Origin of the sequence: Agromyces binzhouensis, assembly GCF_042672355.1 — a bacterium.
In the GTDB taxonomy this organism is placed as follows: domain Bacteria; phylum Actinomycetota; class Actinomycetes; order Actinomycetales; family Microbacteriaceae; genus Agromyces; species Agromyces binzhouensis.
Window position 1 is genome coordinate 354,374 of record NZ_JBHXVJ010000002.1, and the last position, 25,222, is coordinate 379,595.

A 25,222-nucleotide genomic window follows, 5' to 3' on the forward strand; every position below is an offset into this window, starting at 1 on the left:
CGCCGCGCGTCCGGCCCGCAGGCGGCTGGGATCGCGCGCTAGCTGCGCGTGTCGCCCGCGGCCGCGACGATGCCGCGCATGACGTTCCAGTAGCCGACGGGTGCGACGCGGGTGACGAGGTCGCTGAGACGCGAGTCGCGTCCGATGAACACGCGCGGGCGTCGTCGCACGATGCCGTCGACGATGCGCTCGGCGGCCTGGGCCGGGGTGGTGCGGTAGAGCGCGGACTGCGCATCGGCGGCGCGCGCGGCAGCGCCCGGCGCGACGGCGGCCGCGACGCGGGCATGGTGGATGATCCCGGTCTGCACGCCGCCCGGGTAGATCGCCGACACGGTGACGTCCGTCGTCTCGAGCTCGTGGCGGAGCGCATCGGTGAAGCCGCGCACGGCGAACTTCGAGGTGACGTAGGGGACGCGACCCGACGGTGCGGCGAGCCCGTACAGGCTCGACACGTTGGCGATGTGCGCGTCGCCCGCCGACGCGAGCGCCGGCAGGAAGGCCTTCGTCATCGCGACCGTGCCCCACAGGTTGATGTCGACCACCCAGCGGAACTCGTCGAGCGTCGCCTGGTCGAAGCTGCCGAGCATCGACACGCCCGCGCAGTTGAGCAGGATGCTCGGCGCCTGCTCGTGCGCCGCGGCGACCGCGACGGGCAGGGACGCCACGGCGTCGAGGTCGGCGAGGTCGATCGTGTGGGCGCTGACGGCGACCCCGCGGCCGCGAAGGTCGGTCGCGAGCGATCCGAGCGCATCGGGGTCGCGGTCGACCACCGCGAGCGAGCACCCGCGCGAGGCCAGCAGCTCGGCCGACGCCCGGCCCATTCCGCTTCCGGCTCCGGTGACGACGGCGAGTCGTCCGTCGAGCTGCAGGGGGCGTCGCCGGGACATGGTGCTCCTTCGCGGGGTGTTTCGGGCAGTCCACCCTGACACGACCGGCGCGCCGATCCAAACCCGAGCGGCGTGCGCGATCGGCCGCGTCGCCCCCGCGCCACATCATCGTCAGTGCTCGAGCAGCGGCCGCAATCGGAAGGGGATGAGCTCGCCCATCGCGAGCGAGGTCTCAGTGCGCTCGACGCCCTCGATCGCGAGGATCGCCTCGTCGATGCGGAACAGGTCGTGCGCGTCGCGGCAGACGACCCGCACGAGCAGGTCGATCTGGCCGGAGAGGCCGTGCGCCTGGATCACCTCGGGGATCTCGGAGAGCGCGTCGACGACCTCGGCGAGCACCTTCTGCCGCGCGTGCACCGCCACGAACGCCTCGAGCGGGTAGCCGAGCGGGCTCGGATCGATGCTCCGCTCGAACGAGAGGAACGCGCCGGATGACTCCAGCCGGGCCATCCGCGCCTGGACGGTGTTCCGGCTCATCCGAAGCCGTTCGGCGAGCGCGACGACCGTCGCCCGGGGGTCGGTGGCGAGGGCACTGAGCAGTGCTCGGTCGACAGGGTCGTAGCCGGTCATATCGACACACGTTAGCACCCGCATCCCCCGTGGCACTATGCAACATGCTCAATCCGAGCGTCGTTGCTTGAGCCGAATGCCAGATCGTCGTACCCTGCGAGTACCCGGCATCGGCGCCGGTGCGAGGCTGCCCACAAGGCGGCCGAGCCGACACGGAGGTTCGACGATGACCCCTTCCGACCGAGAGGCGACCGGGCTGCTCACCCGCCCCGACGACCTCGTCCGACTCCTCGACGCGACCGGCGGTCGCCACGCGAACCCCGAGTTCGATCCGTGGGTCGCCGACGTCGACCGCGACGCACTCATCGACCTGCACCGCGACATGGTCGTGGTCCGCCGTCTCGACTCCGAGGCCACCGCGCTGCAGCGCCAGGGCGAGCTCGGCCTGTGGCCGCCGCTCGCCGGCCAGGAGGCCGCCCAGATCGGCTCCGCCCGCGCACTGCACGACGACGACTTCGTGTTCTCCAGCTACCGCGAGCACGCGGTGGCGTGGTTGCGCGGCGTCCGCCCCGACGAACTGCTCAGCGTGTGGCGCGGCTCCGCGGCATCCGGTTGGAACCCCTTCGAGAAGCGCATGGCGATCCCGCAGATCATCATCGGCGCACAGTCGCTGCACGCGGTCGGCTGGGCCATGGGCGCCAGGTGGGAGGACTCCGACGCGGCGTCGATCGCCTACTTCGGCGACGGCGCGACGAGCGAGGGCGACGTGAACGAGGCACTCGTGTTCGCCTCGACCTTCGATGCGCCCGTCGTGTTCTTCTGCCAGAACAACGGCTGGGCGATCTCCGAGCCGGTCGGGCTGCAGTCCAAGCAGCCGCTCGCGCGGCGCGCCGACGGCTTCGGCATGCCCGGCATCCGCGTCGACGGCAACGACGTGCTCGCGGTGCTCGCCGTCACCCGCTGGGCGCTCGACCGTGCGCGCAGGGGCGAAGGCCCCGCGTTCATCGAGGCCGTGACCTACCGCATGGGCCCGCACACCACGGCCGACGACCCCAAGCGCTACCGCACCGACGACGAGCTCGCCGCGTGGCGCGAGCGCGACCCGATCACGCGCCTGCACGCGCTGATCGCGGCATCCGGTGCCGACATCGACGCCGTCGACGCCGACGCGAAGGCCGCGGCCGACCGCGCCGCGGCAGAGCTCCGCGCCGGCCTCACGGCGATCCCCGACCCGGAGCCCATGAGCGTGTTCGACCACGTGTACGCCGAACCCAACAGCCACCTCGAGCGCCAGCGCGAGCGCTACGCGCGGTACCTGGCCATGTTCGACGAGGAGGGGGAGCGATGACGACCATCACCTTCGGCAAGGCGATCAACGAGGGACTGCGCCGAGCCCTCGCCGAGGACGACAAGGTCGTGCTCATGGGCGAGGACATCGGCACCCTCGGCGGCGTGTTCCGCATCACCGACGGCCTCCAGGCCGAGTTCGGCGAGCACCGGGTCGTCGACACCCCGCTCTCCGAGGCCGGCATCATGGGCACGGCCGTCGGCCTGGCCTATCGCGGGTTCCGACCCGTGGTCGAGATCCAGTTCGACGGCTTCGTGTACCCCTCGTTCGACCAGATCGTCACGCAGGTCGCGAAGCTGCACTACCGCTCGCGCGGGACGGTGCGGATGCCGATCGTCGTCCGCATCCCGTTCGGCGGCGGCATCGGCGCGGCCGAGCACCACTCCGAGTCGCCCGAGGCGTACTTCACGCACACGGCCGGACTGCGCGTCGTGGCGTGCTCGAACCCCGCCGACGCGTACGTGATGATCCGCCAGGCGATCGCGAGCGACGACCCGGTGATCTTCCTCGAGCCGAAGCGCCGATACCACGTCAAGGGCGAGGTCGACCTCGACGCGAACCTCGCCGACGCGCGGCCGATGGGCGTCGCGACGACGGTCGCCGCGGGCGACGACGTGACGCTCGTCACGTACGGCGCGCTCGTGCAGACCGCGAAGGACGCCGCGACCGCCGCCGCGGAGGAGGGCGTGTCGATCGAGGTCATCGACCTGCGCTCGCTCGCACCCGTCGACTACGCGACGATCGAGTCCTCGGTGCGCCGCACCGGGCGGCTCGTCGTCGCGCACGAGGCCGGCGAGCAGGGCGGCGTCGGCGCCGAGATCGCCGCCGCGATCACCGAGCGCTGCTTCGAGTACCTCGAGGCCGCTCCCGTGCGCGTGACCGGGCACGACATCCCGTACCCGCCGGCCAAGCTCGAGCAGCACCACCTGCCCGACCTCGATCGGATCCTCGACGGCGTCGACCGAGCCCTCGGCCGGCCGAACTCCCTCTCGGACGTGACGGAGGTGGACGCGTGAGCACCATCCGCGACTTCGCGCTGCCCGACCTCGGCGAGGGACTCACCGAGTCCGAGATCGTGGCCTGGCGCGTCCAGGTCGGCGACCACGTCGAACTCAACCAGATCATCGCCGACGTCGAGACCGCGAAGGCGGTCGTCGAGCTGCCCTCGCCCTTCGAGGGGACCGTGACCGCGTTGCACGCGGCCGAGGGCGAGACCGTGAACGTCGGCGAGAAGCTGTTCTCGTGCGACACGGGCGGCGGCGACGCCGCGGCGCCGGCCGAGTCGACGACGGAGGCCGCGTCGGCCACCGGCACGTCCGCGGGCGCCGCGTCCGCACGCGAGGCCGCCCCCGCGCCGGCCGAACCCGCCGAGACGCGCGAGCCCACGCTGGTCGGCTACGGCGCGGGCGCCGAGCGCGGGCCGAAGCGTCGCGCCCGGCGACTCGGCGGTTCGGCGCTCCGGGACGACCTCGTTCCGGCGCCGCCGGAGCACGATCGCATCGAACCCGACACGGCGACGCACGCGGGCGGTTCCGGCGGAGGGGACGACACGGGCCGCGGCGAACGACCGCGATCGACCCCGCCCGTGCGCAAGCTCGCACGTGACCTCGGCGTCGACCTCGAACGGGTCGTCGGCACCGGCGAACGCGGACTCATCACGCGATCGGACGTCGAGGCCGCGGCATCCGCCGGCACGGACGCCCCGGCGGAAGCCGTATCGGAACCGACGCGCGCCGCACGCGAGGCCGCGCCCGCCGAGACGCGCATCCCGATCAGGGGCGTCCGGAAGCACACGGCGGCCGCGATGGTCCGCAGCGCGTTCACGGCACCGCACGTCACCGAGTTCCTCACGGTCGACGTGACGGCGACGATGGAGCTGCTCGCCGGCATCCGTGCCGACCGTGCCTACTCGGGTCACAAGGTGACGCCGCTCACGGTCGTCGCCAAGGCGCTCTGCATCGCCGCGGGCCGCACGCCCGAGCTCAACTCGCGCTGGGACGAGGACGCGCAGGAGATCGTGCGCTTCGGCGGAGTGAACCTGGGCATCGCCGCGGCGACCGAGCGCGGGCTCGTCGTCCCGAACGTCAAGGATGCCGGGCGGATGACGCTCCTCGAGCTCGCGGATGCCATCGCCCGGCTCGCCGAGACCGCACGCGCGGGTCGGACGGCGCCGGCGGACCTGTCCGGCGGCACCATCTCGATCACGAACATCGGCGTGTTCGGGATCGACGCGGGCACGCCGATCCTCAACCCGGGCGAGGCGGCGATCCTCGCGATGGGCGCGGTGCGCCGCACGCCGTGGGAGCACCGCGGCGAGATCGCGCTCCGCGACGTGATGACGCTCTCGCTCTCGTTCGACCATCGGCTGGTCGACGGCGAGCAGGGGTCGCGGTTCCTGTCCGACATCGGTCGGATCCTGCGCGACCCCGGCCTCTCGCTCACGATGATCTGAGGCACGCCGTCCCTCGACGGATCACCCTGTCCTTCGACCGATCGCCCTGTCCCTCGACGGATCGCCCTGTCCTTCGACGGATCGCCCTGTCCCCGACGGGAGGAACTTCTCCGACCGGCCCGGCGTGTCGCTGCGCGACGCGCCGCGGCGCGCGAGGAAGTTCCTCCCGTTCACAGGAGAGGGGGGTGGCGGGCGGCCCGGCGGGCGAGCAGCATGGCCGGATGGACCGTCATACGCTGCTGTCCCGCGAGGATGTCGCGACCGACCTCGAGGGCTCCGGATTCCGCCACGACGGCGAACGGCTGACCGCCGAATTCCGCACCGCGGATTTCGCCGGCGCCGTGCGCCTGCTCGATACCGTCGCGGTCCAGGCGGATTCGATGAATCACCATCCGGATGTGCATCTCGGATGGGGCCGAATCGAATTCGATCTCCTGTCGCACGATGTCGGCGGGGTGACCGCCCGTGATGTCGCGCTCGCGCGACGGATCGGCGAGATCGCGGCCGAGCAGGGGGCTGTGGCGAGCTGAGCCGCACTCGGGCGTCGCATGCCGGCACCTCGCCGTGATTCCGGGTGTCGCGGGTCGAGGAGCCGTTGCCGTGAATTCGACCAATTGTCAAGTCGACGGAGAATTCTCCACATCCGGCGTGAATTCGAGCAATTCCCATGGATTCGTCCTTATGCTCGGAATAGCCCGTCACCCAGAGAATCCCGCGGAACCCACCGCAGAAACGGAAGTGCACAATGGCAAAGCGCGTGGTCGAGACGCTCATCGACGATCTCGACGGCAGCGACGCCGACCGGACCCTGTCGTTCGCATTCGACGGCGACCAGTACTCCATCGACCTCTCCTCGGCGAACATCGACAAGCTCGAGGCGGCACTCGCGCCCTACATCGGCGCGGCGCGCAAGACCGCGGCGCGCGGCGGCGCGACGCGTCGCCGTGGCGGCTCGGCCGGCGCCGGCGACACCAAGGACGCGCGCGAGTGGCTGCGCTCGAACGGCCACCAGGTGTCCGACCGCGGCCGCATCCCCGCGCCGCTCATGGAGCTCTACCGCAACCGCTGAGCCGAGTCGCGCGACCGCTGCCGGCACCGCACGCCGGCGGCGCCGCCGGCTCATCGCAGTTCGAGCACGACCTCGTCGATCTCGGCGCCGCGGGCGTCGGCGTAGGCGCGGTCACGACCCACCTCGACGAAGCCGAGCTTGTCGAGCACCGCGATGGATGCCGAGTTGTCGGCTGCGGCACGAGCGCGCACCGGTCGCGGCTGCGTGTCGAGGAACAGCCTCACGGCTCGCGTCGCGATCCCGCGACCCCACTCGTCTCGATCGATCCAGTACGTGATCTCGGGGGCGCGCGTCTCGTCGTCGATCCACCGGGCGACGCTGCCGACGATGCGGCCGTCGCAGCGGACGGTCCGCGCATCGACGTCCTCGCGGGCGAACAGCTTCGCCCAGTGCGCGTCGAAGGCCGCGCGATCCGATGGATCCGCGGCCGTGAACGCCGCCATGCGGTTCGCCTCGGGATCGAGTCGGATTCGGAACAACTCGTCGAGATCGCCCGCGCGGGTCGCGCGCAGGGTCACGACGTGAGGCTCGACCATGCCATGTCCTCCAGGATGCTGCGGACCACCCTGTCCGCGGGTCGGCGCCCATGGATGCGGGCGCTGTGGGGGGTCGAGTTGATCAGTCCGAAGGCGGCGTGTGCCCGGATGCGCAACTCGGATTCGGCCCGGTCGGGCCTCAGGCGGGCGAGCACGCCCACCCACAGTTCGACGTAGGAGCGCTGCAGGCGACGGACCTCGTGCGCGTCGGCGTCGCCGAGGCTGTCGAGGTCGCGATCCTGCACGCGGATGACGTCGGCGTTCGCGAGCGCGAAGTCGACGTGGAAGCGGATGAGGGCGCGGAGCGCCTCGTCGGGCGCGGCGACCTCATCGACCGTGCGACGGCCGCCGTCGAGCAGGCCCCGGCTGGCGTCGAGGAGGATCGCGGCGAGCACCGCGGCCTTGCCCGGGAAGTGGCGGTAGACGGCGGGCCCCGACACGCCGGCGGCCTGTCCGAGTTCCTCGAGCGTCACGCCGGGGTAGCCGCGCTCGGCGAACAGCCGTGCGGCCGCGGTGAGCAGCGCCGCGCGACGATCGGCCTTGGCGCGGCCGCGCTCGGTGAGCGTCTCGGACAGGGGGCACCTCCGGGGCATTCGGTGAATGCACACTAACCGACATGGGAGCGGGCGGCAAGCGCGATGCGGGCTCGGCGACTTCGGCACCGAGCCCGATGCCAGACTGCCGGGCGCTCAGCGCGCCGTCGCCGCGGCGGCCTCTCGGACGAGTCGCACGGCCTCCGCCGCCCCGCGGTTCCAGGGGGTCCCGTGGCCGGGCAGCACCCAATCGGCATCCGTCGCCGCGAGCCGGTCGAGCGAGTCGAGCGCTGCGTCGGGCGAGTCGGTGAACGGAGCCGGCTGCGGGCCCCGGCGGCCCGTGAGCACGTGGCGGGTGGTGAGGGCGTCGCCGACGGCGATCGCGCCGAGTGCGGGGGAGTGGACCGCGATGCTGCCCGGCGAGTGACCGGGCATGGCGATGATCTCGGGCGACCCGGGAAGGTCGGCGAGGTGCTCGCCGCCCTCGAGCGTGCGGGCATCGGCGAGGTACTCGGTCCTCGCGCCGCCCTTCGCGAGGGCGTAGGCGAAGAAGCGCACGACCGGCCAGGGGCGGATGCCGCGGCCGAACGAGGCGGCGGGCCTGTCGCCCCCCTTCGCCCGGTCGAGGTCGGCGGCGTGCACGTAGACGGGCACGCCGTGGTCGCGGCGGAGGCGCTCGGCGAAGCCGAGGTGGTCGGTGTCGCCGTGCGTGAGGATGACCGCGCGCACGTCGTCGATCGTGAGGCCCGCGTCGGCGAGTTCGGCGACCAGGTCGCCGTAGTGCCCGGCGAGCCCCGCGTCGACGACGGTCACGCCGCGCCCGTCGATGAAGAGGTAGGACGCGACGATCTCGTTGCCGACGCGCCGGAGTCCCGGTGAGAGTTGCATGATGGCTACGATACATAGCTATGATGGCTAGTGTCAATAGCCATGAAGGAGGCGGACATGCCGGCACCCGCGAAGGTCACGCATGATGCGTTGCGAGCCGAGGCCCGCCTGATCCTCGAGCGCGACGGTCAGCAGGGCCTCACGATGCAGGCCGTCGCCGCCGGACTCGGCGTGCGGGCGCCGTCGCTCTACAAGCACCTGCGCGACCGCGACGCGCTCGTGCGGCTCGTCGCGGAGGACGTCGCGGTCGAGCTCGGGGAGCGGATGGAACGGGTGCTCGCCGCCGAGCCCGACGCGGCCGACGCGGTGCGTGCGATCGCGGCATCCGCCCGCCGGTTCGCGCGCGAGAACCCGCACGGCTACGGCCTCGTCTTCGGGCCGCTGCCCGAATCGTCGCGGGCGCGCGGATCCGCCATGGAGCGGGCGAGCGCGCCGATCCTCGAGGCGGCGCGCAGGCTCTCGGGCGAGGCACGTGCGCTCGATTCCGCGCGCACGATCACCGCGTGGATGCACGGCTTCACGAGCATGGAGCTCGCGGGGGCGTTCCGCCTCGGCGGCTCGGTCGACGATGCCTGGTCGTACGGACTCGACCACCTCGTCCGCGCCCTCGCCGCGCCCGCGTGAGCGTCGGCTTGCGGAACTCGGTGAATGGTCGCTAACATGAATCCCGGTTAGCGAACGTTCACCGAAGCGATCGCACGCACGCCACGACGGAGAGGCGGAACGGGAGCGGATGCACACCATCACGAGCGCGGTCGACGCGGCGTCCGACGCCGCGCGCGCCAACGCCGACGCGCACGCCGTCCTGGTCGAGGAGCTTCGCGAGCGGCTCCGCGTCGCCGCCCTCGGCGGGCCCGACGCATCCCGCGACCGCCACGTCGCGCGCGGCAAGCTGCTCCCGCGCGACCGCGTCGACCGACTGCTCGACGAGGGCAGCCCCTTCCTCGAGCTCGCGCCGCTCGCCGCGGGCGACCTGTACGACGACGACACGCCCGCCGCAGGCGTCATCGCGGGCGTCGGCCTCGTGCACGGGCGCCCGGTCATGGTCGTCTGCAACGACGCGACCGTCAAGGGCGGCACCTACTATCCGATGACCGTCAAGAAGCACCTGCGCGCGCAGGAGGTCGCCCTCGAGAACCGCCTGCCGTGCGTCTACCTCGTCGACTCCGGAGGCGCGTTCCTGCCCAAGCAGGACGAGGTGTTCCCCGACCGCGACCACTTCGGACGCATCTTCTACAACCAGGCCAACCTCTCCGCGAGGCGGATCCCCCAGATCGCGGCGGTCATGGGCTCGTGCACGGCCGGCGGCGCGTACGTCCCGGCGATGAGCGACGAGACCGTGATCGTGCGCGACCAGGGCACGATCTTCCTCGGGGGCCCGCCGCTCGTGAAGGCCGCGATCGGCGAGGTCGTCACCCCCGAGGAGCTCGGCGGCGGCGAGCTGCACGCCCGCACCTCGGGCGTCACCGACCACCTCGCCGAGGACGACGAGCACGCGCTCGAGATCGTCCGCGACATCCTCACGACCCTGCCGCCCGTGCCCCAGCGCGCATGGGCCGTGCGCGAGCCGCGCGAGCCCGCGGTCGACCCGTCGACCCTCACGGCGGCCGTGCCCGTCGACGTGCAGCAGCCCTACGACGTGCGGGAGGTCATCGCCCGACTCGTCGACGGCAGCGAGTTCCACGAGTTCAAGAAGGAGTACGGCGACACGCTCGTCACCGGCTTCGCCTGGATCGACGGGCACCCCGTCGGCATCGTGGCGAACAACGGCGTGCTCTTCAGCGAGTCCGCCATGAAGGGCGCGCACTTCATCGAACTCTGCGACCAGCGGGGGATCCCGCTGGTGTTCCTCCAGAACATCTCGGGCTTCATGGTCGGCCGCGACGCCGAGGCCGGCGGCATCGCCAAGCACGGCGCCAAGATGGTCACCGCGGTGGCCACGACCCGCGTGCCGAAGTTCACGGTCGTGATCGGCGGCTCCTTCGGCGCCGGCAACTACTCGATGTGCGGCCGGGCGTACTCGCCCCGCTTCCTCTGGATGTGGCCCAACGCGCGGATCTCCGTCATGGGCGGCGAGCAGGCGGCATCCGTGCTCTCGACCGTCAAGCGCGACCAGATGGCCGTGCGCGGCGAGGACTGGTCCGCCGACGCCGAGGAGGCATTCAGGGCGCCGGTCCGCGCGCAGTACGACGCACAGGGAAGCCCGTACCACTCCACGTCGCGGTTGTGGGACGACGGCGTCATCGCGCCCGGCGACACCCGCACCGTGCTCGCGCTCGCCCTCGAGCTCGCCAGCCGCACCCCGCTGCCCGAGCCCCGCTTCGGCCTGTTCAGGATGTGATGGGAATGTTCGACCGTGTCCTCGTGGCCAACCGCGGCGAGATCGCCGTCCGGATCATCCGCACGCTGAAGCGCCTCGGAATCCACGCGATCGCCGTGTACTCCGACGCCGACGCCGGGGCGCCGCACGTCGCGCTCGCCGACGAGGCCGTGCGCATCGGTCCGGCCCCGGCGGCCGAGAGCTACCTCGACCCCGCGCGCATCGTGCGCGCCGCGCTCGCCACGGGTGCGCAGGCGATCCACCCGGGCTACGGCTTCCTGTCGGAGAACGCGGCGTTCGGCCGCGCCTGCGCCGAGGCCGGCATCGTCTTCGTCGGGCCGGGAGCGCTCGCACTCGAGGTCATGGGCGACAAGATCCGTGCGAAGCGGCACGTCGAGGCGTCGGGCGTGCCCGTCGTGCCCGGGGTCAGCGAGCCCGAGGCGACCGACGACGAACTCCTCGACGCGGCGCCGCTCGTCGGGTTCCCGATCCTCGTGAAGCCGTCCGCCGGCGGCGGCGGCAAGGGCATGCAGGTCGCGCGCGACCAGGCGGAGCTCGAGCACGCGCTGCCCGCGGCCCGGCGCGTGGCCCGTGCCGCGTTCGGCGACGACACGCTCCTGCTCGAACGCTTCGTCGAACGTCCTCGCCACATCGAGGTGCAGGTCCTCGCCGACGCGCACGGGAACGTGATCCACCTGGGCGAACGCGAGTGCTCCCTCCAGCGCCGCCACCAGAAGGTCGTCGAAGAGGCGCCGTCACCGCTGCTCGACGCCGCGACGCGCGAGCGCATCGGCGCCGCGGCGTGCGACGCCGCCCGCAGCGTGGACTACCTCGGCGCCGGCACCGTCGAGTTCCTGGTCTCGGACGCCGCCCCCGACGAGTTCTTCTTCATCGAGATGAACACCCGCCTCCAGGTCGAGCACCCGGTCACCGAGCTCGTCACGGGCGTCGACCTCGTCGAGCAGCAGTTGCGCATCGCGTCGGGCGAGCCGCTCGCGATCGGGCAGCACGACGTGCGCATGACCGGGCATGCGATCGAGGCCCGCGTCTACGCGGAGAGCCCCGAGCGCGGGTTCCTGCCGTCGACCGGCGACGTGCTCGCATGGCGTGCACCGTCCGGGGAGGGCGTACGCGTCGACGCGGGCATCCGCGAGGGCCAGCGCATCACGGCCGACTACGACCCCATGATCGCCAAGGTCATCGCCCACGGAGACGACCGCGACGAGGCGCTCGAACGGCTCGATGCCGCACTCGCCGACACGGTGCTGTTGGGCGTCGAGACGAACGTGGCGTTCCTGCGGACGCTCCTCGCGCACCCCGACGTGCGCGCCGGGCACCTGGACACCGGGCTGATCGACCGCCTTCCCGAGGCGACCGCAGCGGGTGCGATCGCGGACGCCGGGAGCGATCCGGCGACGGGTTCGACGTCCGATCCGCTCGAGCAGGTCGCCCGCGCCGCGCGCGAGCGGAACGCGCGTGCCGCGGCGGCCGGCGACCACGCGTGGCACCGCGCCCGCGGCTGGCGGATCGCCGCAGGGCCCGAATCGCCGGGATCCGTGCGCGCCGACGGCGGCCGCTCGACCGTCGCGACCTCCGACGACGGCACGGTGTGGGTGCACCTGGACGGCCGCACCGCGTCGTTCGCACGCCTCGACCGACGGGCCGCGCTCGACGCGCGCCTCGCCCTGCTCGAGCGCGGCGGGAGCGCCGATCCCGAGCTGCGCGCGCCCATGCCCGGCAGCGTCACGACGCTGCTCGTCGCGGACGGCGACCGCGTCGCGGCCGGACAGGCCGTGCTCGCGATCGAGGCCATGAAGATGGAGCATCGCGTCACCGCGACCGTCGCCGGAGTCGCGCGCATCCGCGTCGCCGTCGGCGATCAGGTCGCGCGCGACCAGGTCGTCGCGCGCGTCGAACCCGGCACCGACGATGACGGGGCCGACTCCGCGGCATCCGACGAACGACCCCGGGGCGGCGCACACGACGCCGCCGTCCCGAACGCATCCCACCAGGAATGAGGAGCACCATGCACGACCTGACCGACGAGGAACAGCAGCTGTACGACATGGTCTGCGAGTTCGCCGACACCGTCGTGGCCCCGCAGGCGTACGAGGCCGATCGCACGCACGAGCTCTCGATGGACGTCGTCGCGCAGATGGGCGAGCTCGGGCTCTTCGGCCTGCCGTTCCCCGAGGAGGTCGGAGGGCAGGGCGGCGACTACATGGCGCTGTGCCTCGCGATCGAAGCGCTCGCCCGGGTCGACCAGTCGGTCGCGATCACCCTCGAGGCCGGCGTCGGCCTCGGTGCCATGCCGATCTTCCGCCACGGCACCGACGAGCAGAAGGCGGAGTTCCTGCCGGACCTCGTGGCAGGTCGCGCCCTCGCCGGCTTCGGCCTGACCGAGCCCGAGGCCGGTTCCGACGCCGGCGCGACCCGCACGACGGCCGTCCTCGACGGCGACGAGTGGGTCGTGAACGGATCCAAGCAGTTCATCACCAACTCGGGCACGCCGATCACCTCGTTCGTCACCGTCACCGCCGTGACGGGGGAGCGCACGCGTCCCGACGGCTCCACTGCGAAGGAGCTCTCCACCATCATCGTGCCGAACGGCACCCCCGGGTTCACCGTCGGGCCCGGCTACGACAAGTCCGGATGGCGCGCCTCGGACACCCATCCGCTGACCTTCGACGACGTCCGGGTGCCGGCCGCGAACCTGCTCGGCGAGCGCGGGCGCGGCTTCGCGAACTTCCTGCAGGCGCTCGACGAGGGCCGCATCGCGATCGCCGCGCTCGCGACGGGCGCGGCGCAGGGCTGCCTCGACGAGGCCCTGGCCTACGCGAAGACCCGCAACGTCTTCGGCGTGCCGATCGCGAGCCACCAGTACATCGCGTTCACCATCGCCGGCATGCAGGCCCGCGTGCACACCGCCCGCCTCGCCTGGCACGACGCGGCGCGGCGCGCCGACGCAGGGCTGCCGTTCAAGAAGGAGGCGGCGATCGCGAAGCTCGTCTCGAGCGACGCGGCGATGCTCAACGCCCGCGACGCGACCCAGATCTTCGGCGGCATGGGCTTCATGAACGAGACGACCGTGGCCAGGCACTACCGTGACTCGAAGATCCTGGAGATCGGCGAGGGCACGAACGAGGTGCAGCTCATGGTCATCGCGCGCGAGCTCGGGCTGGCCGCGTAGGCGGCGCGACCGCCGAGGGAGGAGGGAGCGTCATGACGGATGCCGAGATGCGCGAGGTCGTCCAGCGCGGACTCTGGTTCGAGGAGTTCGAGGAGGGCGTGCGCTACCTGCACCGTCCCGGTCGCACGGTGACGGAGGCCGACAACGTCCTGTTCACGACGCTCACCATGAACCCGCAGCCGCTGCACCTCGACGCCGCGTGGTCGGCGCGCCAGCCGTTCGGCCGCGTCCTCGTGAACTCGCTCTTCACGCTGTCGACCCTCGTCGGCCAGTCGGTGGGGCAGCTCACGCAGGGCACGCTCGTCGCCAACCTCGGGTTCGGCGCGGTCGCGTTCCCGAACCCGGTCTTCGTGGGCGACACCCTCTACGGCGAGAGCGTCGTCGAGTCCAAGCGCCTGTCGTCGTCTCGTCCCGGCGAGGGCATCGTGGTGCTCGGCCACACCGCCCGGAACCAGGACGGAGCGGTGGTCGCGACGGCGTCGCGCACCATGCTCGTCTGGACCCGCGACGCCGGTGAGCAGCAGGCGGACCGCGATGGCGGGGTGAGCGGATGACGCACCCGCCCTTCCCGTTCGGACCAGCCCTGCTGTTCTGCCCGGCCGACCGGCCCGACCGGTACGCGAAGGCGGCGGAGCGCGCCGACGCGGTGATCCTCGACCTCGAGGACGCCGTGGCCGAGGTCGGGAAGTCGGCGGCGCGCGAGTCGCTGGTGGCGAACCCGGTCGATCCCGCACGGGTCATCGTGAGGGTGAACCCGGCATCCACGCCGCACTTCGCCGACGACATCGCCGCGTTGCGACGGACCTCCTATCGCACGGTCATGCTCGCCAAGTGCGAGGGCACGGTCGACCTCGTGGCGCTCGAGGACTTCGACGTGATCGCGCTGTGCGAGACCGCACGCGGCGTGCTCGCCGCGCCCGAGATCGCGTCGGTGCCGATCGTCTCCGCGCTCATGTGGGGTGCGGAGGACCTCGTCGCCTCGCTCGGCGGCGCCTCGAGCCGCCACCCCGACGGCCGATACCGCGACGTCGCGCGACACGCCAGGTCCCAGGTGCTGCTCGCGGCCGGCGCGCACGGCGTGGCGGCGATCGACGCGGTGCACCTCGACCTCGCCGACGCGGACGGCCTCCGCGCCGAGGCCGAGGACGCGGCCGCGCTCGGCTTCGCCGCCACGGCGTGCGTGCATCCGGGCCAGGTCGAGGTCGTCCGGGCGGCGTACGCTCCCAGTGGCGAGCGCTTGGAGTGGGCGCGCGCGCTGCTCGCCGAGGCTGCCGTGCGCGAGCGCGACGGCGTGTTCGCCTTCCGCGGGCAGATGGTGGATGCGCCGCTCCTGCACCAGGCGGAGGCGGTCGTGCGACGGGACCGAGCCCATGGCGGGTCCGGGGAAGGGACAGGAGCCTGATGAAGATCATCGTCCTCGTGAAGGAGGTCCCCGACACCTGGGGGGAGCGCAAGCTCGACCTCGAGACGGGACTCGCGGATCGCGCCGCCGGCGAGGTGGTGCTCGACGAGATCGGCGAGCGGGCGCTCGAGGTGGCGCTCGCCCACGCCGACGCCCACGACGGCACCGAGGTGGTGGTCATGTCGATGGGGCCCGAGAGCGCTGCGACGACGATCCGGAAGGGCCTGGCGATGGGAGCCGCGTCGGCCGTGCACATCGCCGACCCGGCGCTGGCGGCCGCGGACCTGGGACTGACCGCCCGGACCCTGGCTGCCGCGATCCGGCGATCGGGGTTCGACCTCGTGATCACCGGCAACCTCTCGACCGACGGCAGCGGCGGCGTCATCCCCGCGATGCTCGCGGAGCTGCTCGGCGTGCCGAACGCCACGGCGCTGTCCTCGGTGGAGATCGCCGACGGCTCGGTGTCCGGGGTTCGCGCCGTGGAGGGCGGCACCATGCGGGTGAACGCGCCGCTGCCGGCGGTCGTCTCGATCACCGAGGCGCTGCCCGACGCCCGGTTCCCCAACTTCAAGGGCATCATGGCGGCGAAGAAGAAGCCGTTCGAGACGCTGGGCGCCGCCGACCTGGACGTCGAGCCGGAGGATCTCTCCGTCGGCTGGTCGATCATGACCGCCGTCGCCGAGAAGCCCCCGCGCACGGCAGGGACCAAGATCACGGACGACGGCGACGGCGGCACGAGGATCGCGGAGTTCCTGATCGAGAACCGGCTGGTCTGAGAGGACGAACATGACCGACCACCCTGCAGACTCCATCCTCGTCCTGCTCGAGACCGCACCGGACGGCGCGCTGGCCACGAGCGCCGCGGGCCTGCTCGCGGCCGCTGCGCAGATCGGCACGCCGGTCGCGCTGGCCGTCAGCGCGCCCGGCCGGGCGCAGGCGCTCGCCGAGCAGGCCGCCGCGCTCGGCGCCGAGCGCCTGCTCGCCGTCGAGACGGCCGCGGTGCAGTCCGAGCTCACCGTTCCGCAGGTCGATGCGCTCGCCGCTGCGGCGGCCCTCGTCGAGCCCGATGCGGTGCTCGTGGCGAACTCGATCGACGGCCGCGACATCGCCGGCCGGTTCGCCGCCCGAACCCGCGCCGCGCTCGCCGTGGACGCCATCGGCGTCTCGCGCGACGACGAGGGCATCGTCGCCCACCACTCCGTGTACGGCGGCGCGTACAACGTCGACTCCGCGGCGACCTTCGGGCCGCTCGTCGTCACCGTGAGGCAGGGGGCCGTCGACGCTCGCGCCGACGCACGGCCCGTCGCGCTCGAGACGCTCGAGGTGCCCGCCTCGGGCGCGCCATCCGCCGCCATCGAGTCGATCGAGGTCGCGACCGAGAGCTCGAGCCGACCCGAGCTGCGCGGAGCGAAGCGGGTCGTGTCCGGTGGTCGCGGCCTCGGTTCGGCCGAGAAGTTCGCACTCGTCGAAGAGCTCGCCGACGCCCTCGGGGCTGCGGTCGGCGCGTCCCGCGCGGCCGTCGACGCGGGCTACATCCCGGCCACGCACCAGGTCGGCCAGACCGGCGTCTCGGTCTCCCCGCAGCTCTACGTCGCCCTCGGCATCTCCGGCGCGATCCAGCACAAGGCCGGAATGCAGACGGCCAAGAACATCGTCGCCGTCAACAAGGACCCCGACGCGCCGATCTTCGACGTCGCCGACTTCGGCGTCGTGGGCGACGTCTTCACCGTGGTCCCGCAGCTGATCAGCGTCCTCGCCGAGCGGAAGCGGTGACCCGTGGCCGCTGCAGGCAACCTGCGCAGGGGACTGCCTCGCCGCCCCGGCGGTGATCCCTGGCCCCCTGCCGGCACCGCGGCGGGCGACCTCGTCGCCGGGTCGACGGACGCCGCTGCGGAAGCCGGCGCGCCGGCGGCGGCGGTCACGGAGCCATCGGCGGCATCGGCGTCGCCGGCTCAGGTCGGAACGCCGGCGGTGCCGGCCGCATCGCCCCAGGCGGCCCCACGCGTCGAGACGGGTGCCGGCGGCCCCGGTCGCCGACTTCGCAGCGGGCTTCCGCGCGTGCGCGGCGGCGGGCCGTGGCCCGAGGTCGCCGTCGCGCTGGGCGCTGCGCACGCAGAGGTGACGGATGCCGCGGCCGCGCCGCCGCCCGCCGAGACGCCCGAACCCACTCCCGAGCCGGTGGTTCCGCCATCGCCCGCGCCGGAGCCCGAGGCCGACGCATCTTCGGTGGCGACCGGTGTCGCGCTTCGGCGCGGGCTCCCTCGAGTCGCCGGGGGAGCGCCGTGGCCCTCGTCGCCGGTCGCATCGCGTGCCGATGCCGCGCCCAAGCCCGCCGCGGAGGCCGCCGCTCCGCCCGAATCCGTCGCAGCCGCGGCAGCCCCGGCAGCCGCGGCGGCCCCGGCATCCGCGCCCGCCGACACCGTGCCTGCGGCGCCGACGGCGGCCCCAGGACCGCCCGCCGAGGCGGTCGTTGCACCGCCCGTCGCACCGCCCGCCGCACCGGCCCCCGCGGCTTCCGCGGCCCCCGCGGCTTCCGCGGCCCCCGCGGCGTCCGCGGCGACCGTGCCCGAAGCGCCGACCCGATCCACCGCACCTGCGGAGCCGGCCGAGCCCGCCGCGCCGCCGCCGGCATCGAGCACCCCTGCTCAGCCCGGCCCGAAGCGATACGGCCCGCTGACGCTGAGGCAATGGGTCGGCGCATCCGTCATCGGGATCCTCGCGATCATCGGCGCCGCGACCATCGTCGTCCAGCTCACGAGGTGGTTCCTCGGCCTGGACGTCATGCAGGACTTCCTCGCGACGTACCCCGGCGAGACGCCCCTCCCCGAGGGCGCGCCCGTCGGGCTCCCGGCGTGGCTCGGCTGGCAGCACTTCTTCAACGTCTTCCTCATCGTGCTGATCATCCGTTCGGGCCTGCAGGTGCGCACAGAGCGCCGGCCGCCGGCGTTCTGGACGCCGCGCTGGGCGAAGGGCGGCCAGGGCAGGATCAGCCTCACGCTGTGGTTCCACCAGTCGCTCGACGTCCTGTGGCTCGTGAACGGGCTGGTGTTCGTCGTGCTGCTGTTCGCGACGGGCCAGTGGATGCGCGTCGTGCCGACCAGCTGGGAGGTCGTCCCGAACGCGGTGTCGGCCGGGCTGCAGTACCTCTCGCTCGACTGGCCGCTCGAGAACGGCTGGGTCAACTACAACAGCCTCCAGGTGCTCGCCTACTTCGCGACCATCTTCATCGCGGCACCGCTCGCCGCGATCACCGGGGTGCGGATGTCGGGCCTGTGGCCGAAGAACGCCACGACGCTGAATCGGATCTACCCGGTGGAGTGGGCGCGCGCCGTGCACTTCCCGGTCATGCTGTACTTCGTCGCGTTCATCGTCGTGCACGTCACGCTGGTCCTCCTGACCGGGGCGCTGCGCAACCTCAACCACATGTACGCGGCGCAGGACACCGAGGGCTGGCTGGGCTTCTGGATCTTCGTCGCCTCGATCGTCGTCATCGCAGCGGCGTGGATCGCCGCCCGCCCGACCGTGCTCGCGCCGATCGCCGGCCTGCTCGGCAAGGTCGGCCGATAGGCGAGCGGATGCCGCGGCGCGGCGCCCTTCGAGGTGGCGCCGGCCGCGGCATCCGCTCGGTCAGACCGCGATGTCGCGACGCCGGAACGCGAGCCAGCCGACCAGGAGCAGCACGGCGATGACGGCGTAGTTCAGCCAGATCGTGCCGTTCCAGCCGTTCAGGATCGGCGAGTCGCCGTACGCCCAGCTGTACGGCGACCAGTCGTGGAGCCAGGACAGCTCGTCGCTCTGGTTGCCGAGGGCGTTGAGCGCGTACGCGTACACCGCGATGCCCGAACCGGCACTGACCGCCCAGGTCCGGCGGCCCGTGACCGCGCCGACGCCGATGGCCGCCGTCGCGGCCAGCGACACCAGCCCGAGGAAGGCGACGGCGGTCGCGACGAGGTTGCCGAACTCGATGCCGAGCTCGGAGGGCTCGTTCAGGACCATGACGACCACCACGCTCACGATCGCCAGCCAGGCGAGCTTGACGAGCACCGCGGCGCTGCGCTCGGCGAGGACCTGGCCTCGGAGCACGCCGTGCGCGAGCGTCAGTTCGAGCTGGCCGTTCTCCTCGTCGGCCGCGATCGCGTCGGTGCCCCATCCCACCGCGGCGATCGTGAGGAGCACGAAGCCGATGAGCCCGTAGAACGTCGCCTGCGCGTACCCCGGTCCCGACCCGATCTGGTCGTAGTTCAGCGACCTGACCAGCTCCGGCGGAAGCGTGTCGATGATCTGCTGCATCTGCCCGTTGCCGCCGAAGGACGGGTACAGCGGCAGGTACAGGAAGAGCGCCGCGAGGATGCCGATCGTCCAGCCGAGCAGGCCGCGCCAGCCGTCGACCATCGAGCGGCGGAAGAGGGGCAGCACGCGGTTCATCGCTTCGCCGACTTCCGGTCGGCGTCGACGGGTTCCGCCGTCGACGAGAGGTCGGTGCCGTAGTACGCGAGCACCATCTCCTCGAGGTCCGGTTCCTCCATGGTCAGGTCGACGAGGTCGAGGAGCGCGACCGCCTTGACGAACGCGTCGACGTGCGAGTCGAGCGTCGCGGTGAGCGCGACCGTGCCCGGCCCGTTGGCGACGGACGCCGTGTCGGCGACGCCGGCGAGCGCGTCGAGCGTGGAACGCGCCGCCGCGGCATCCGCCTCGGCGACCACCAGCTTGACGTGGCGCACGGCGTTCTCGCGCAGCGCCGCGACGGTCGACCGCTCGACGATGCGGCCCTGCTTGAGGATCGCGATCTCGTGCGCGGTCTGCTGGACCTCGCTCAGCACGTGCGAGCTGAGGAATACGGTCTGCCCCTTGGCCTTCGCCTCGTGGAGCATCCCGTGGAACTCCTGCTGTACGAGCGGGTCGAGGCCGCTCGTCGGTTCGTCGAGCACGAGCAGCTCCGGTTCGTGCATGAACGCCTGGATGAGCCCGATCTTCTGCTTGTTGCCCTTGGACAGGCTGCGCACGGGCCGGCCGAGGTCGACGCCGAGCCGGTCGGCGAGGTCCTCGACCGCACCCTTCCGGACCGGGCCGGAGATCTCGGCGTAGTGCGCGAGGAACTCGCGGCCCTTCACGCGCGTGCTGAGGTGCAGTTCACCTGGCAGGTAGCCGATCCGTCGTCGCAGCTCCGCCCCGCCGTCGCGCGGCGAGCGGCCGAGCACGGTCAGGTCGCCGCCGGTGGGGCGGATGATGTCGAGCAGCAGCCGCATGGTGGTCGTCTTGCCCGCGCCGTTCGGCCCGATCATGCCGAAAACGCTGCCGCGGGGGATGTCGAGGTCGAGGCCGTGCAGGGCCGTGGTCGCGCCGTAGCGCTTGGTCAGGCCGCGCGTGCTGACGGCGGCCTCGGTGTCGGTGGTCATGTGGATCCTCTCGTCCGTCGATGGTGTGGGATGCCGCGGCGCGTCACTCGCGCGCGGAATCCTCGACCGGCGGGTCGGGGTCCTGGACGGGGTTTCCGGGTCCCTTGTCGGAGCGGACCCGAGGCGCCGGGTCCGCCCGGCGGGACTCGGGCGCGTGGGCGTCGGATGCGGCGGCGATCGCGTCGCGCGCGGCGTCGAGCAGGCGGGTGTCGGCGTAGAGCCCCTCGGTGTAGAACTCGAGGGTCGGCAGGGTCATCCGTCGCACGACCGCCGGGGAGTCGAGCGGGGCGCCGAGCACGCGCGCGAACTGGCCGCGGAGGAGCAGCGGCGCGAGTCCGTAGGCCGTGATGAGCAGGGCGCGCAGGTCGGGGTCGCTGGACGCGTTCATGCTGCCGTCGGCGACGCCGCGCTCGAGCATCGCGCCGGTCTCGGCGAGCAGGAGATCGAAGAGGCGGTCGGCGCCCGGGGATCCGTCGGCGAGCATGACGGCGAGGTAGGCGATCGACGTGCCGAACCGAGCCGGGTCGTCGAGCCATTCGCGGATGGTCGCGGCGACGGATGCCTCGCCGAGTCGGTCCTTCTCGCCCATGAGCTCCTGCACGAGCCAGTCGTCGCAGGCGCGGCGGAGGCCCTCCTTCGAGCCGTAGTGATGGATGACGAGGCCGGCGCTGACGCCGACGTCGGCGGCGACCTCGCGCAGGCTCGTGCCGGCGTACCCGTGCGCGCCGAAGCGGGCGATCGCGGCGTCGCGGATGCGGGCGGCGGTCGTGGCGTCCTCGGGCCGGATTGAACGCATGTTCAGCATACTAAACGATCGTTCAGCGATGTTTCAAGGGGGCGCGCCGTGGTCGACCCGAGGGTGCCGCGACGTCACCGAGTGTTCACCAACGGTTTCGTAACGCTTCGCCGTCATGTCCAACCACCCGTTTCGTTCCTGACGTACGCTCGTCTTCAATCCTGGGGAGGAGGACCGAGTGGCACGACGACACGCAGTGCAGGGAGGCAGGCGCGCCGGGAGTGCGCCGGGGGTCATCGACCGGCCCGACGCGAACGTTCCGGCGCATACGAGCGCGTCCCGTGACCTCGGCGAGGGGGCCGCCCGGAGCGTGGCGCTCGGGACCGAGCAGATCACGACGAACGCGGACTCCGGACCGATCGCGGTGCCCCGACGCGTCACGATCGGCGAGACCGGCTTCGAGGTGCACCCGCTCGCGCTGGGCGCGAGCACCTTCGGCTGGACCCTCGACGCGGAGGCGAGCGGCGACATCCTCGACCGGTTCGTCGCGCTCGGCGGAACGCTGATCGACACGGCGGACAGCTACGCCGCGGGACGCAGCGAGACGATCATCGGCGAGTGGCTGGGATCACGCGGCGCCCGGGACCGCGTCCGCATCGCCACGCGGGTCGGTCGTCACCCCGACCACACGGGTCTCGCCCCGGCTGCGATCAGCCGCGCCGTCGACGCCTCGCTCGACCGGCTCGGCACCGACCGCATCGACCTGCTCTGCTTCCACGGCGACGACCCGGAGGTGCCCCTCGAGGAGAGCCTCGGCGCCGTCGACGCGCTCATCACCTCCGGCAAGGTCCTCGCGGTCGGCGCGTCCGACCTGTCGCCCGAACGCCTCATCGAGGCCCGCGTGCTGGCCGCGAACGGCCTGCCCAGGTTCCAGGCCCTGACGACGCGCTACAACCTCATGGAGCGCCGCGCCTTCGAGGGCGCCACCGAACTCGTCGCGCACGCACAGGGACTGCCGGTGATGCCGGACTTCGCACTCGCCGACGGATTCCTCGGCGGCGCGATCCGACGTCGAGCCGACGTGCGACGCGACGCACGCGGTGAGCGACAGGGCCGCCATCTCGGTCGACGCGGCCTTCGCGTGCTCCGCGCGCTCGACGAGGTCGCGGCCGCCCACGGGACCGTTCCCGCCGCGATCGCGATCGCGTGGCTGCTCGCACGGCCGACCGTCGTCGCCCCGGTCACGGGCGTGAGCCGGCCCGAGCAGGTCGATGCCCTGCTCGGCGCAGCCTCGATCGAGCTGCATCGGTCCGAACTCGTCGAGCTCGACCGGGCGTCGGCGTAGCCGCCGCGCCGCGCGCGGACGCGCGGGCCCGTCGCTCGCGGGTGACATAGGCTGGGGGCGTGAACGGCGCCGTCGAACTCCCGCTTGGTGAGCCCGAACTGGCCTTCCCCGCCGCAGGCGAGACGCTCGTGCGTCGATCGGTCCTCCCGTCCGGCATCCGGGTGCTCAGCGAACAGGTGCCGGGGAGCCGGAGCGCGACCATCGGGTTCTGGGTCGCCGTCGGATCGCGGGACGAACACCCCGCGGAGAGCGGTCACCCCGCCACGTTCGGCTCGACGCACTTCCTCGAGCACCTCCTGTTCAAGGGCACCGAGACGCGGAGCGCCCTCGACATCGCGATCTCCTTCGACGCCGTCGGCGGCGAGCACAACGCCGTCACCGCCAAGGAGTACACCTGCTACTACGCCAAGGTGCAGGACCGCGACCTGCCCATGGCGGTCGACGTCCTCGCCGACATGTTCACATCGTCGGTCCTCGACCCGGAGGACTTCGAGAGCGAGCGCCGCGTCATCCTCGAGGAGCTCGCCATGGCCGGCGACGATCCGGCCGACGTCGCGAACGAGCGATTCTTCGAGGCCGTGCTCGGCACCCATCCGTTGGCCCGCCCGATCGGCGGGGACCCCGAGGCGATCGGCGTCGCCACCCGCGACGCGGTCCTCGAGCACTACCGCGCGAGCTACCGTGCGCGCGATCTCGTCGTCACCGCGGCGGGAGCCGTCGACCACGACGCACTCGTCGAACGCCTCTCCGCGGCCCTCGAGGCGGCGGGGTGGGACCTCGCCGAGACGGCCGCACCCGTCGACCGTCGCCCGGCCGAGCTCGCCCTCGTCGACGGTCGCTCGCCGCTCACCGTGGTCGAGCGGCCCGGCGAGCAGGTCAACCTCGTGCTCGGCGTGCCCGGCCTCGTCGCGACGGACGACCGCCGCGCCGTGCTGAGCGTGCTGAACACCGTCTTCGGCGGCGGCATGTCGTCGCGGCTGTTCCAGCAGATCCGGGAACGTCGCGGGCTCGCCTACGCCGTCTACTCGTTCGCACCGGGGTACTCCGACGCGGGGGTGTTCGGCATGTACGCCGGATGCGCGCCGAGGAACGCCGCCACCGTGGCCGCGCTCATGCGCACCGAGCTCGAGCGGCTCGCCCACCACGGAGTCACCGATGACGAGCTCACCCGCGCGATCGGCTACCTCGGCGGCGCCTCGGCGCTCGCGCTCGAGGACTCCGACACGCGGATGTCGCGACTCGGCCGAGCCGAGCTCGCGTTGGGGGAATTCGCCGACCTCGACGAGGCGCTGCGCCGCGTCGGACGCGTCACCGCCGACGACGTCCGCGCGCTCGCCGGCGAACTGGCCGCCCGGCCGTTCTCGCTCGTCGCCGTCGGCCCCGTCGACGAGCACGCCTTCCGCTCGATCGTCGACCAGCCCGAAACCCGACCCGACGTCGCCTAGCGACGTCCGACCACAGGATCAGACGTGCCCCACCACCTCTACCTCGTCCGACACGGCGAGCAGCTCGACGCCGAGCACGGCCTCCCCGACGGACCGCTCTCCCCGCGCGGACGGCGCCAGGCCGAACTGCTCGCTGAGCGCCTCGGCGGCATCCCCTTCGACGCCGCCTACCACTCGCCCCTGCAGCGCGCCGCCGAGACGGCCGACATCATCGCGTCGAAGCTGCCCTCGCTGAAGCCCGAGGCCTCGCCGCTGCTGTTCGACTGCGTCCCGTCGGGACCGGCGCCCGAGACTCCGGCCGCCTACGCGCCGTTCTTCGGCTCCTTCACCGAGCTCGACTTCGAGGCGGGGCGTGCGCAGATGGCCGACGCGAACGCCGAGTTCCTCCGGTCGCATCGCGAGGACCGCCACGACCTGCTCATCACGCACAACTTCGTCATCGGCTGGTTCGTGCGCGAGGTGCTCGGCGCACCCGAGTGGCGCTGGGCGACGATCAACCAGGCCAACTGCGGGCTCACCGTCCTGACGCAGCGCGCACCCGGCAGGCCGTGGAACCTCGTCGTGCACAACGACCTCGCGCACCTGCCGCCCGAGCTCCGCACCGGACTGCCGGAGCCGTTCGCGCTCTGAGCGCCCCGATCGGCGCGCGCGGCGCGCCGGTCCGGCAGCTCAGCCGGCGGCCGGCTCGACCCGCTTGCCGTACCAGTCGGTCGCGTTCGGGTTGTCGTTGTAGGGCTCGATGGCGACGTACCCGCTCGCGGCGTACAGCCCGCCCGCCGCGGCGAGGCTCGCGTTCGTGTCGAGCACGAGCTCCTCGGCGCCGAACGCGACGGCACGCCGCTCGAGCTCGCCGAGCAGCGCACGGCCGCCACCCCGCCCGCGCGCCGCGGGAGCGAGCCAGAGGTGCTTGACCTCGTACCGCAGGAGTCCGCCGTCGGCGGACGCGATCCGGCGGATCCCACCGCACCCGACGGCACCGCCGGTCTCGTCCTCGACCACGAGGAACACGCCCGCCGGGGGAGTGAACTGCGCGGCCTCGGGCCAGGTCGGGCGGTACTCGCCCTGCTCGGGCGGGAAGCCCTCCGCCCGCTCGGCGAAGTACTCGCCGAGCATCCGGTTCGCGTCGGGGTCGGTCACGGCGGCGTCGCGGAAGCGGAGCATGCGC

The 25,222-nt window shown here is 72.7% G+C and carries 26 protein-coding genes; 17 read left to right on the forward strand and 9 right to left on the reverse strand.

The window, feature by feature from the left end:
- Positions 1–38: 38 nt before the first annotated feature.
- Together ACFVHK_RS05350 and ACFVHK_RS05355 are read right to left on the reverse strand one after the other, a co-directional pair.
- Positions 39–887, reverse strand: coding sequence for an SDR family NAD(P)-dependent oxidoreductase (locus ACFVHK_RS05350; protein WP_376927933.1), 849 nt, complete (start codon positions 885–887; stop codon positions 39–41).
- Positions 888–998: 111 nt separating this feature from the next.
- Positions 999–1,457 carry an Lrp/AsnC family transcriptional regulator gene (locus tag ACFVHK_RS05355; protein WP_129235357.1) on the reverse strand — a complete coding sequence of 153 codons (459 nt, stop codon included), beginning with the start codon at positions 1,455–1,457 and terminating at the stop codon, positions 999–1,001.
- 166 nt (positions 1,458–1,623) lie between these two features.
- Between ACFVHK_RS05355 and pdhA the strand changes: the two genes are divergently transcribed.
- The 5 genes from pdhA (at position 1,624) to ACFVHK_RS05380 (ending at position 6,266) form a co-directional block, all read left to right on the forward strand.
- Positions 1,624–2,745, forward strand: coding sequence for a pyruvate dehydrogenase (acetyl-transferring) E1 component subunit alpha (gene pdhA / locus ACFVHK_RS05360; RefSeq protein WP_376927934.1), 1,122 nt, complete (start codon positions 1,624–1,626; stop codon positions 2,743–2,745).
- Positions 2,742–3,761, forward strand: a complete 1,020-nt coding sequence (locus ACFVHK_RS05365) for an alpha-ketoacid dehydrogenase subunit beta (RefSeq protein WP_129235355.1) — start codon at positions 2,742–2,744, stop codon at positions 3,759–3,761. The genes pdhA and ACFVHK_RS05365 overlap by 4 nt, the downstream gene beginning before the upstream one ends.
- Positions 3,758–5,197: a dihydrolipoamide acetyltransferase family protein gene (locus ACFVHK_RS05370; protein ID WP_376927935.1), complete on the forward strand. Its 1,440-nt coding sequence runs from the start codon at positions 3,758–3,760 to the stop codon at positions 5,195–5,197. Before ACFVHK_RS05365 ends, ACFVHK_RS05370 begins: the two co-directional genes overlap by 4 nt.
- A gap of 185 nt (positions 5,198–5,382) precedes the next feature.
- Positions 5,383–5,727: a 4a-hydroxytetrahydrobiopterin dehydratase gene (locus tag ACFVHK_RS05375; protein WP_376927936.1), complete on the forward strand. Its 345-nt coding sequence runs from the start codon at positions 5,383–5,385 to the stop codon at positions 5,725–5,727.
- A gap of 215 nt (positions 5,728–5,942) precedes the next feature.
- Positions 5,943–6,266, forward strand: a complete 324-nt coding sequence (locus ACFVHK_RS05380) for a histone-like nucleoid-structuring protein Lsr2 (RefSeq protein ID WP_376927937.1) — start codon at positions 5,943–5,945, stop codon at positions 6,264–6,266.
- 50 nt (positions 6,267–6,316) lie between these two features.
- On the opposite strand, the gene ACFVHK_RS05385 is transcribed toward ACFVHK_RS05380, so the two are convergent.
- From ACFVHK_RS05385 to ACFVHK_RS05395, 3 genes are all read right to left on the reverse strand, one after another.
- Complete coding sequence (locus ACFVHK_RS05385; RefSeq protein WP_376927938.1) at positions 6,317–6,802, reverse strand: GNAT family N-acetyltransferase; 486 nt, start codon at positions 6,800–6,802, stop codon at positions 6,317–6,319.
- On the reverse strand, positions 6,781–7,395 hold the full coding sequence (locus ACFVHK_RS05390) for an SACE_7040 family transcriptional regulator (RefSeq protein WP_207207163.1): 615 nt from the start codon (positions 7,393–7,395) through the stop codon (positions 6,781–6,783). Before ACFVHK_RS05390 ends, ACFVHK_RS05385 begins: the two co-directional genes overlap by 22 nt.
- 96 nt (positions 7,396–7,491) lie before the next feature.
- Positions 7,492–8,223: an MBL fold metallo-hydrolase gene (locus ACFVHK_RS05395; RefSeq protein WP_376927939.1), complete on the reverse strand. Its 732-nt coding sequence runs from the start codon at positions 8,221–8,223 to the stop codon at positions 7,492–7,494.
- A gap of 57 nt (positions 8,224–8,280) precedes the next feature.
- Here ACFVHK_RS05395 and ACFVHK_RS05400 point away from each other — a divergent pair, with 57 nt between their 5' ends.
- The 9 genes from ACFVHK_RS05400 to ACFVHK_RS05440 all read left to right on the forward strand — a co-directional run bounded on the left by ACFVHK_RS05400 (position 8,281) and on the right by ACFVHK_RS05440 (position 18,702).
- Entirely contained in the window at positions 8,281–8,847 is a 567-nt protein-coding gene (locus ACFVHK_RS05400; protein ID WP_376927940.1) for a TetR/AcrR family transcriptional regulator, read from the forward strand.
- Positions 8,848–8,956: 109 nt separating this feature from the next.
- Positions 8,957–10,564 carry a carboxyl transferase domain-containing protein gene (locus ACFVHK_RS05405; RefSeq protein ID WP_376927941.1) on the forward strand — a complete coding sequence of 536 codons (1,608 nt, stop codon included), beginning with the start codon at positions 8,957–8,959 and terminating at the stop codon, positions 10,562–10,564.
- Complete coding sequence (locus ACFVHK_RS05410) at positions 10,564–12,561, forward strand: acetyl/propionyl/methylcrotonyl-CoA carboxylase subunit alpha (protein WP_376927942.1); 1,998 nt, start codon at positions 10,564–10,566, stop codon at positions 12,559–12,561. The genes ACFVHK_RS05405 and ACFVHK_RS05410 overlap by 1 nt, the downstream gene beginning before the upstream one ends.
- Before the next feature lie 8 nt (positions 12,562–12,569).
- Positions 12,570–13,733 (forward strand): acyl-CoA dehydrogenase family protein, encoded by a 1,164-nt coding sequence (locus ACFVHK_RS05415; protein ID WP_129235406.1) that lies wholly within the window; start codon positions 12,570–12,572, stop codon positions 13,731–13,733.
- Positions 13,734–13,765: 32 nt separating this feature from the next.
- Positions 13,766–14,287: a MaoC family dehydratase gene (locus tag ACFVHK_RS05420; RefSeq protein ID WP_376927943.1), complete on the forward strand. Its 522-nt coding sequence runs from the start codon at positions 13,766–13,768 to the stop codon at positions 14,285–14,287.
- Positions 14,284–15,135: an HpcH/HpaI aldolase/citrate lyase family protein gene (locus ACFVHK_RS05425; RefSeq protein ID WP_376927944.1), complete on the forward strand. Its 852-nt coding sequence runs from the start codon at positions 14,284–14,286 to the stop codon at positions 15,133–15,135. Before ACFVHK_RS05420 ends, ACFVHK_RS05425 begins: the two co-directional genes overlap by 4 nt.
- Positions 15,135–15,911: an electron transfer flavoprotein subunit beta/FixA family protein gene (locus tag ACFVHK_RS05430; RefSeq protein ID WP_129235404.1), complete on the forward strand. Its 777-nt coding sequence runs from the start codon at positions 15,135–15,137 to the stop codon at positions 15,909–15,911. Before ACFVHK_RS05425 ends, ACFVHK_RS05430 begins: the two co-directional genes overlap by 1 nt.
- A gap of 10 nt (positions 15,912–15,921) precedes the next feature.
- Positions 15,922–16,908 carry an electron transfer flavoprotein subunit alpha/FixB family protein gene (locus ACFVHK_RS05435; protein ID WP_376927945.1) on the forward strand — a complete coding sequence of 329 codons (987 nt, stop codon included), beginning with the start codon at positions 15,922–15,924 and terminating at the stop codon, positions 16,906–16,908.
- A 789-nt stretch (positions 16,909–17,697) separates the two neighbouring features.
- Positions 17,698–18,702 (forward strand): cytochrome b/b6 domain-containing protein, encoded by a 1,005-nt coding sequence (locus ACFVHK_RS05440; protein ID WP_376927946.1) that lies wholly within the window; start codon positions 17,698–17,700, stop codon positions 18,700–18,702.
- A 60-nt stretch (positions 18,703–18,762) separates the two neighbouring features.
- Here ACFVHK_RS05440 and ACFVHK_RS05445 read toward each other — a convergent pair whose 3' ends face one another.
- The 3 genes from ACFVHK_RS05445 to ACFVHK_RS05455 are packed head-to-tail and all read right to left on the reverse strand — an operon-like array spanning position 18,763 to position 21,327.
- Positions 18,763–19,560, reverse strand: a complete 798-nt coding sequence (locus tag ACFVHK_RS05445; protein ID WP_376927947.1) for an ABC transporter permease subunit — start codon at positions 19,558–19,560, stop codon at positions 18,763–18,765.
- Positions 19,557–20,531, reverse strand: coding sequence for an ABC transporter ATP-binding protein (locus tag ACFVHK_RS05450; protein ID WP_376927948.1), 975 nt, complete (start codon positions 20,529–20,531; stop codon positions 19,557–19,559). The genes ACFVHK_RS05445 and ACFVHK_RS05450 overlap by 4 nt, the downstream gene beginning before the upstream one ends.
- A gap of 43 nt (positions 20,532–20,574) precedes the next feature.
- Positions 20,575–21,327: a TetR family transcriptional regulator gene (locus ACFVHK_RS05455; RefSeq protein ID WP_165307349.1), complete on the reverse strand. Its 753-nt coding sequence runs from the start codon at positions 21,325–21,327 to the stop codon at positions 20,575–20,577.
- Positions 21,328–21,637: 310 nt separating this feature from the next.
- On the opposite strand from ACFVHK_RS05455, the gene ACFVHK_RS05460 reads away from it, so the two are divergent.
- Genes ACFVHK_RS05460 through ACFVHK_RS05470 form a run of 3 tightly spaced genes read left to right on the forward strand, consistent with a single transcriptional unit; the run spans position 21,638 to position 24,687 of the window.
- Positions 21,638–22,612: an aldo/keto reductase gene (locus ACFVHK_RS05460; RefSeq protein ID WP_376927949.1), complete on the forward strand. Its 975-nt coding sequence runs from the start codon at positions 21,638–21,640 to the stop codon at positions 22,610–22,612.
- Positions 22,613–22,671: 59 nt separating this feature from the next.
- Complete coding sequence (locus ACFVHK_RS05465) at positions 22,672–24,057, forward strand: M16 family metallopeptidase (protein ID WP_376927950.1); 1,386 nt, start codon at positions 22,672–22,674, stop codon at positions 24,055–24,057.
- Positions 24,058–24,081: 24 nt separating this feature from the next.
- Entirely contained in the window at positions 24,082–24,687 is a 606-nt protein-coding gene (locus ACFVHK_RS05470; RefSeq protein ID WP_129233847.1) for a histidine phosphatase family protein, read from the forward strand.
- Positions 24,688–24,726: 39 nt separating this feature from the next.
- Here ACFVHK_RS05470 and ACFVHK_RS05475 read toward each other — a convergent pair whose 3' ends face one another.
- Positions 24,727–25,218 (reverse strand): GNAT family N-acetyltransferase, encoded by a 492-nt coding sequence (locus ACFVHK_RS05475; protein WP_376927951.1) that lies wholly within the window; start codon positions 25,216–25,218, stop codon positions 24,727–24,729.
- Positions 25,219–25,222: the final 4 nt, after the last annotated feature.

Coding starts and splice junctions, on each gene's coding strand:
- ACFVHK_RS05350 (WP_376927933.1), bottom strand. CDS start 887: ATGTCCCGGCGACGCCCCCTGCAGCTCGACGGACGACTCGCCGTCGTC.
- ACFVHK_RS05355 (WP_129235357.1), bottom strand. CDS start 1,457: ATGACCGGCTACGACCCTGTCGACCGAGCACTGCTCAGTGCCCTCGCC.
- pdhA (WP_376927934.1), top strand. CDS start 1,624: ATGACCCCTTCCGACCGAGAGGCGACCGGGCTGCTCACCCGCCCCGAC.
- ACFVHK_RS05365 (WP_129235355.1), top strand. CDS start 2,742: ATGACGACCATCACCTTCGGCAAGGCGATCAACGAGGGACTGCGCCGA.
- ACFVHK_RS05380 (WP_376927937.1), top strand. CDS start 5,943: ATGGCAAAGCGCGTGGTCGAGACGCTCATCGACGATCTCGACGGCAGC.
- ACFVHK_RS05385 (WP_376927938.1), bottom strand. CDS start 6,802: ATGGTCGAGCCTCACGTCGTGACCCTGCGCGCGACCCGCGCGGGCGAT.
- ACFVHK_RS05390 (WP_207207163.1), bottom strand. CDS start 7,395: ATGCCCCGGAGGTGCCCCCTGTCCGAGACGCTCACCGAGCGCGGCCGC.
- ACFVHK_RS05395 (WP_376927939.1), bottom strand. CDS start 8,223: ATGCAACTCTCACCGGGACTCCGGCGCGTCGGCAACGAGATCGTCGCG.
- ACFVHK_RS05400 (WP_376927940.1), top strand. CDS start 8,281: ATGCCGGCACCCGCGAAGGTCACGCATGATGCGTTGCGAGCCGAGGCC.
- ACFVHK_RS05405 (WP_376927941.1), top strand. CDS start 8,957: ATGCACACCATCACGAGCGCGGTCGACGCGGCGTCCGACGCCGCGCGC.
- ACFVHK_RS05410 (WP_376927942.1), top strand. CDS start 10,564: ATGGGAATGTTCGACCGTGTCCTCGTGGCCAACCGCGGCGAGATCGCC.
- ACFVHK_RS05415 (WP_129235406.1), top strand. CDS start 12,570: ATGCACGACCTGACCGACGAGGAACAGCAGCTGTACGACATGGTCTGC.
- ACFVHK_RS05420 (WP_376927943.1), top strand. CDS start 13,766: ATGACGGATGCCGAGATGCGCGAGGTCGTCCAGCGCGGACTCTGGTTC.
- ACFVHK_RS05425 (WP_376927944.1), top strand. CDS start 14,284: ATGACGCACCCGCCCTTCCCGTTCGGACCAGCCCTGCTGTTCTGCCCG.
- ACFVHK_RS05430 (WP_129235404.1), top strand. CDS start 15,135: ATGAAGATCATCGTCCTCGTGAAGGAGGTCCCCGACACCTGGGGGGAG.
- ACFVHK_RS05435 (WP_376927945.1), top strand. CDS start 15,922: ATGACCGACCACCCTGCAGACTCCATCCTCGTCCTGCTCGAGACCGCA.
- ACFVHK_RS05445 (WP_376927947.1), bottom strand. CDS start 19,560: ATGAACCGCGTGCTGCCCCTCTTCCGCCGCTCGATGGTCGACGGCTGG.
- ACFVHK_RS05450 (WP_376927948.1), bottom strand. CDS start 20,531: ATGACCACCGACACCGAGGCCGCCGTCAGCACGCGCGGCCTGACCAAG.
- ACFVHK_RS05455 (WP_165307349.1), bottom strand. CDS start 21,327: ATGCGTTCAATCCGGCCCGAGGACGCCACGACCGCCGCCCGCATCCGC.
- ACFVHK_RS05475 (WP_376927951.1), bottom strand. CDS start 25,218: ATGCTCCGCTTCCGCGACGCCGCCGTGACCGACCCCGACGCGAACCGG.